Raw genomic sequence first — 6124 nt, forward strand, 5'->3', positions numbered from 1 at the left:
TGGATAACCAGGAAATTTAGCGATCGCCTCATCCCAGTATTCCGGCTTTTGTTTTCCTAGCACATACAAAGCTTCTGCCACCACATGTTCTTCTGGATAGGTTTTTAATACTTCTTCCCAAGCTTTTTGTGCTTTGTCTGTCTCTCCTATTTGTTCGTAAACTTGTGCCCGTTTAACCAGAATATATGGTGCTAGAGCTGTATATTCTTGTTCTAAATCTTTAAGTTGGGCGATGGCCAACTCCGCCTCTCCCTGTTGAATTAAATCATTAGCTAGAATATAACGAGCGCGACTGGTATTGACAGATTTTCCGGTTTTTATCGCAGTCTCCAATTTACTCCGGCGTTGATCTGGTGGTAGTGACACAAAAGTTGTTACATCTAACTCTGGGTTGAGTTTTTGGATGGCGTTTTGGGAAATTTTGTTAGTGTTAGTGCTGGTGAGTTGTGGTAGAAAAACTCCTAGTAACAGAGCGCCAATAGAAGCGCCTATTAGTATAGAAACTTTTGTTATATTTTGCTTTAACATTTACTTGCCGTCAATTAATTTTAAATTTGTTTGGTTTGAGTGTTAAAATTTTTCCCGTAAGGATAATTCAACATTGCTAGTGTGTATTAAAATTTACACTCTCTAGCAGTTAATTAATTGGGACTTTCGTCCAAGTTTTGAGCCTTAGCACTATTTTATCTCAGGTTTTGAGCATCACTATAATATTGTTGTTAGCAAATAGAAAGTAAAACTGCTCAAAAACTTATTAGACATCTCCAGAAAAGAGGTAAAACTTAACTGGAAGGGGGAGTAATTGATAATTTATGGATAAGAATAGATTTTATTTTTCATTTTTGGAGATGTCTATTATATTAAACCTTTGAGCTATTTAAGCTTCCAAAAGACTCTACCCTTTAACTAATAAAGTTTTTAGGTACTTTTTTAGCTTAATTCCCAACAACTCTAATAATAACAGAAGTTCCTGCTGCCCCCCAGTACTTCCTTTTTAGTTAATTCGAGTATTTCCTTATGTTTGCTACACATTTTCCTACTTATTTCCGGATTTTAATCTTGCTTTTTGTATGAAATATAAAAAATTATGTTATGGAATATCCGCTCTAATTTCCTCTTTATAGAGCTAGACGCAAGTCAGAAGCTAGAATTCATATGAATTAGGTATAAAAAAAATGTCCGAGTGACCTAATTAGACCTCTCCAGAAAATAAACTTGCTCTTTATTTAAGACAAGCTAGAGTTGTAAAATTAATTCTGCGAAATCATTTTTCGTATCTTTTTCGTGAAAATATATTCCCTGTTAAGTGTTAAGTATTCCCTACTAGCCGCCAAAAATCTATATCTTTTTCACGCCTATGTCTATTATACCAAATCTTTCACCTAAATCTTTGTGATGATCCTGAGTCCTGATTTTAGAACCCTTCACAAAGACGCCGATCGCTGTCTTTGACATCAGAACTACTCTGCAAATAATCGTGAACAACATCACAACCCCGCCCCAACAAATTCTCTAAATCAAAATTCCACAACATCCCCACCTTATCCCTACCAACAGCACCCAGCATTTTACCATCAGGACTAAAGCTAACATCCATCACCCCTTCCCGAATACCATCTAAACTCACCAACTCTTTCCCATCAAGATTCCAAATTTTCACCGTACCGTCATCGCTACCAGTCGCAATTATTTTGCCGTCAGGAGTAAAACTCAGACTATTCACCGCTCCCTGGTGACCTCTGAGAATTCCCACCACTTGACCTTTAGGAGTTATTAATTTCACTGTATTATCAGAACAAGTTGCAGCAATAATCTTCCCATTTGCACTAAAACTAATCTTCCTCATAACACTACACAACCCTTCAACCTTTCCTAGTTCCTCACCCTTGAGGTTCCATATTTTTAGCACAACCTGACTATTACCACCAAAACCAGCAGCAGCGATCGCTTTTCCATCAGGACGAAAAGTTACAGTTCTGAGGTCATCAATACCCCCGGGAATAGTCAGCAGTTGTTGACCGCGAGTATTCCACAATTTAATTGTCTTATCCAAGCTCGCAGTCGCCAACATCTTACCATCAGGACTATAACTAATACTATAAATCTGATCCTGATGTCCGGTCAGAGTCGCATTTCCTAAACCAGCCAAATTCCAAACAATACCAGTTCCATCAGCACTAGCAGAAGCTACAGTTTCACCATCAGGACTAAAACTCAAACTATAAATACCGCGCTGATGTCCTTTGAGAGTTGCCAACTCCTCCCCTTCCCGACTCCAAATTTTCACGGTATTATCATAACCCCCAGTGGCGATAGCATCTTTGCTCAAACTAATAGCTGTAATATAACTGGTATGTCCTCTAAGAGCAGGCATTTTTTGTTCTTGCAAACTCCAAAGTTTAATAGTATTGTCTGCACTAGCAGAAGCGAGGGTCAACCCATCATTACTAAAACTGAGACTACTAACCCAAGTACCATGACCTTTGAGAGTTGCTATTTCTCGACCGTAACGAGCCCAAAGTTTAATCTCTCCATCAGAACTTCCCGAAGCAATAGTCTTGCCATCGACACTAAAGTTAACGCTAACAACTGGACTTTTATGCCCCCTCAAAGTACCTATTTCTTTGCCATCCATACCCCAGACTTTAACGGTATTATCCCAACTAGCAGTGGCAATAGTTTTACCATCAGGACTCACACTAACGCTCAAAACTTTTTCTTTGTGACCTTTGAGAGTAGCTAATTGTTTTCCTTTAGCATTCCATAACTTAATGGTTTTGTCTTCACCCGCAGATGCTAATACTTTTCCATAACTAACGCTATAAATTTTATCCTGATTAGCTTTAATAGCAGTAAGTTGCTTTCCCTGAAGATTCCACAATTTGATGGTGCCATCTACGCTACCAGAAGCAATAGTCTTGCCATCCCCACTAAAAGTGACACTATTAACTGCTCCCTGATGTGCTTTCATTGTGTTTAAGATTTTACCATCCCGACTCCAGAGTTTTACGGTACCATCTTGACTACCAGAAGCTAATACTTTACCATTATTACTCATACTTACACTGTAAACTGCCCCCTGATGTCCGCTCAAGGTGGCAATTTCTTCACCATAGCTAGTCCATAGTTTGATTGTACTATCATCACTAGCAGAAGCAATAATTTCTCCATCTTTGCTCAAACTGATGCTATTAACAGGTTGTGTATGTTCTACTATGGTTCTGCGTTTACTCACACCATAAACAGTTTTTTGCAGAGATATCAAAACTCCCATTCTCACATCTGCTGCTACTTCAGAAGCATCATGTAATTGTTTGCCAGCTTTAATAGCGGTAAGTAAAGCATCAAAACGTTGGTTAGCAGTAAACTGATTTTCTGCTGACAAACTCAACGCATTAAGTTGGGCATTTAATTTATCTTTTTCCGCCACTCGCCAATTAATTAAGGAAAACCCACTTAAACACCCTAAGACTATGATTAATCCTACTATACTCCTGATGCGAAATTTGGTCTGAAAACGTTTGCGGTTAATACTTTTTTCTAGAAATTCTTTCGCTACTACAGACACAAAAGCACTCTCAGTATCGCTATCTAATAAATTTTCAGCTAAACTTAACTTGCGCCCACTTAGCAAGTATTTATCTGATTTATCTTTTTTCAGCCACCGTTGAGCATCCGCTTCCATACCTGGTTTTTGTTTAATTGCTTCCCTATTTGACTCTACCCAAAAATTTAACTGAGACCAATTATTAATAATTGTATTATGAGCTAATTCTACTATTGTTACTGTTTGATTACTATTTTGATAATTTGTGAATTTAGTAGTTAATATTAATCTGGCTTTTACTAATTTTTTCAGTACCTTACTGACAACTGCTAATGATTGTTGAGGAGTAATTAAATCTGTTTTCAAGACTTGTTTACAACTTGCTACTGTATCTTCATTAATTTGCACAAGTTTGAGAAATATCTGCTTTGCTACCTGACGCTCTCTAGCATTAAAGGAGTGATAAATTGCATAAGCTTGTTTTTCTAGACAACCTTTGACTCCACCTAAATTAATATATTGAGTCAGACTAAACTGATCTGCTCGGCGCTGTTGCCATAGTTCTGTTAGAGTATATTGTAAGAGTGGTAAACTACCGTAATTTTCTGTATCAATAATCATTTGTTCGACTAATTCTGGCTGTATTTCTATACCTACTTGTTTTGCTGGTTCGGCGATCGCTTGTTCCAATTCCAGTGTAGTCATGGGCGTTACTGTGACTAAATGGGATTGAATTTGCCTAGCTAACCCGGAATATTCTTGTTCAAAACATTTACCTAAAAATTCTGCTCCCATAGTGATAATTAATAGCAACCCAGTAGCGTTAGAGTTAGCTTGGTAACTTCTATCTATTCCTCCCATCAAACATTCAAAAAATTGCTCTCTTTCTATTTTGTCTGAACACAGGGTAAAAACTTCCTCAAACTGATCTATTACCATAATTATTCGAGATGCTTGAGTATTTTGCAGCACTTGTCTAAACCCACTAGCACCTTGATTAATTAGTTCTTCAATTTCTATAGGGGAATGAATTATGCGCTCAATGTTAGTATTTTCTATCCCTTCCTCTAGGTTGTCACTAACAGAATTTTTGGTTGTCAGCGGTGGTGTTGCAGATGATTTTCTACCGGTTCGTTTTGTTTTTTGTGTAGGTGGTGGAGGTGGATGGGGAATTGATGAATTTGGCGATCGCTTTATTTCTTGTTCTTGCTGTTGAGAAGTTGGTGATATTCTGTTGCAGGTGTTAGTAAAGTCTGTAGTTGATAATCTACAAATACTGCGGCTAAATTTTTTAAAGGATGTTCTCCTGGTCTAATAATTAATATCGGCCAAGTATTACTGCCTGACAATCTTTGCCCCAATTTAAGTTGATATAATAATCCGGCTTTAACAACACTTGATTTACCAATTCCACTTGCTCCTACTACTGCTAAGAAATTCCGAGAGCGAACCTTTTCTAAAAGTAAATTTACTAAAGTTTTTCTACCATAAAAATATTTGTAATCTTTATCGTTAAACTCAAATGCAGCTAATCCTTTATAAGGACAAACTCCGGCTGTTAAATCGGTATTTTCTGTATTTTCTTTTTCCCCTGTAAAAATAATTTCGTTCCCAGAATTATGAAATACTGGGGTCTGAATTGAAAGATTTAGCTTTTTATTGAGATAGTCTATTAAACTATAATTTGTTACCCAACCATTGGGATTATTTTCTGGTTCTAATGCTTCTAATAAACAATTTGTCAAAAAACTATGTTCTGAATTTATTTGTGTTGTAGTTACTTCTGCTGTTTGAGAAACAAAAATAAAACACCTATCATTATCGGTTGATTCTAGATTACCCAGAGCTGTTTGTAAGAAGTTAATCTGTTTTTCTTGATGGTAACAATCTAACCATACTATTTGTTGTTTAACCGGAGATTTTTGTAATAGTTGACTTAACCAATGTAGGGAAATGCCCCATTTTCCTTTTTCAGGGTTAGTATCACTAGTAGCTAAAAATCCTTCTTGTACTCCCCCTTCTTCATCTAATACACTATTTCCTACAAAAAATAATAAAGCCGTTTCAGGGATATTATTTTGGGGATTAAATAATTTAGAAATAGCTTCTTTTAAAGGATTTATTGAACTGTTTTTAGTCTTGGGATGAGGATCTACTTGCCCATAACCCTCTATTTTAACTTCTGGAAAGCGCTGTACATGAAAATTTCCAGAAGTCTCTAATAGTTGAGCGATCGCTTCTGCATCTGCTGCTGGTTTAATTAGGTATTGGGGGTGGCCAGAGCCATCTCTGAGTGAAGGATAGTGATTGATACCCACTACTAATGCTTCTCGGTTCATGCAGGGTAGCCCCTTTGTATTTGACAACTGGCAAATTTATTCTACACCATATTGCAAGTTAATATAGTGTGGACTAATTTTCATCACTGTTCTCTATTCCCTAGAGTCCTAAAACTTTGTACCTGATTAGGTCTAATAGTTCTACAGCAATATGATTTGAGTTATGAGATATTGGATACTTTTAGGGAACACTTAACTGGGAACAGGGAACACAGAAGAAGAAAAAAATGTATCTTAT

4 protein-coding genes are annotated in these 6124 nt (G+C 36.8%); 1 reads left to right on the plus strand and 3 read right to left on the minus strand.

What is annotated here, in order from left to right; genetic code table 11:
• Together F6K22_RS28065 and F6K22_RS28070 are read right to left on the minus strand one after the other, a co-directional pair.
• A partial coding sequence (locus F6K22_RS28065) for a tetratricopeptide repeat protein (RefSeq protein ID WP_293105689.1) occupies nt 1–528 on the minus strand: 528 nt, incomplete at its 3' end.
• A gap of 886 nt (nt 529–1414) precedes the next feature.
• On the minus strand, nt 1415–4648 hold the full coding sequence (locus F6K22_RS28070) for an nSTAND1 domain-containing NTPase (protein ID WP_363274605.1): 3234 nt from the start codon (nt 4646–4648) through the stop codon (nt 1415–1417).
• On the opposite strand from F6K22_RS28070, the gene F6K22_RS28075 reads away from it, so the two are divergent.
• Nucleotides 4581–4763 carry a hypothetical protein gene (locus tag F6K22_RS28075; protein WP_293105691.1) on the plus strand — a complete coding sequence of 61 codons (183 nt, stop codon included), beginning with the start codon at nt 4581–4583 and terminating at the stop codon, nt 4761–4763. The genes F6K22_RS28070 and F6K22_RS28075 overlap by 68 nt on opposite strands.
• Here the strand turns inward: F6K22_RS28075 and F6K22_RS28080 are convergent.
• Nucleotides 4741–5886 (minus strand): nSTAND1 domain-containing NTPase, encoded by a 1146-nt coding sequence (locus tag F6K22_RS28080; protein WP_293105692.1) that lies wholly within the window; start codon nt 5884–5886, stop codon nt 4741–4743. The genes F6K22_RS28075 and F6K22_RS28080 overlap by 23 nt on opposite strands.
• Nucleotides 5887–6124: the final 238 nt, after the last annotated feature.

Source organism: Okeania sp. SIO2F4, assembly GCF_010672385.1.
GTDB lineage: Bacteria > Cyanobacteriota > Cyanobacteriia > Cyanobacteriales > Microcoleaceae > Trichodesmium.

What these genes read in the sequence shown, in the direction of transcription:
- F6K22_RS28075 (WP_293105691.1), top strand. Translation starts at nt 4,581, where the DNA reads ATGCGCTCAATGTTAGTATTTTCTATCCCTTCCTCTAGGTTGTCACTA.
- F6K22_RS28080 (WP_293105692.1), bottom strand. Translation starts at nt 5,886, where the DNA reads ATGAACCGAGAAGCATTAGTAGTGGGTATCAATCACTATCCTTCACTC.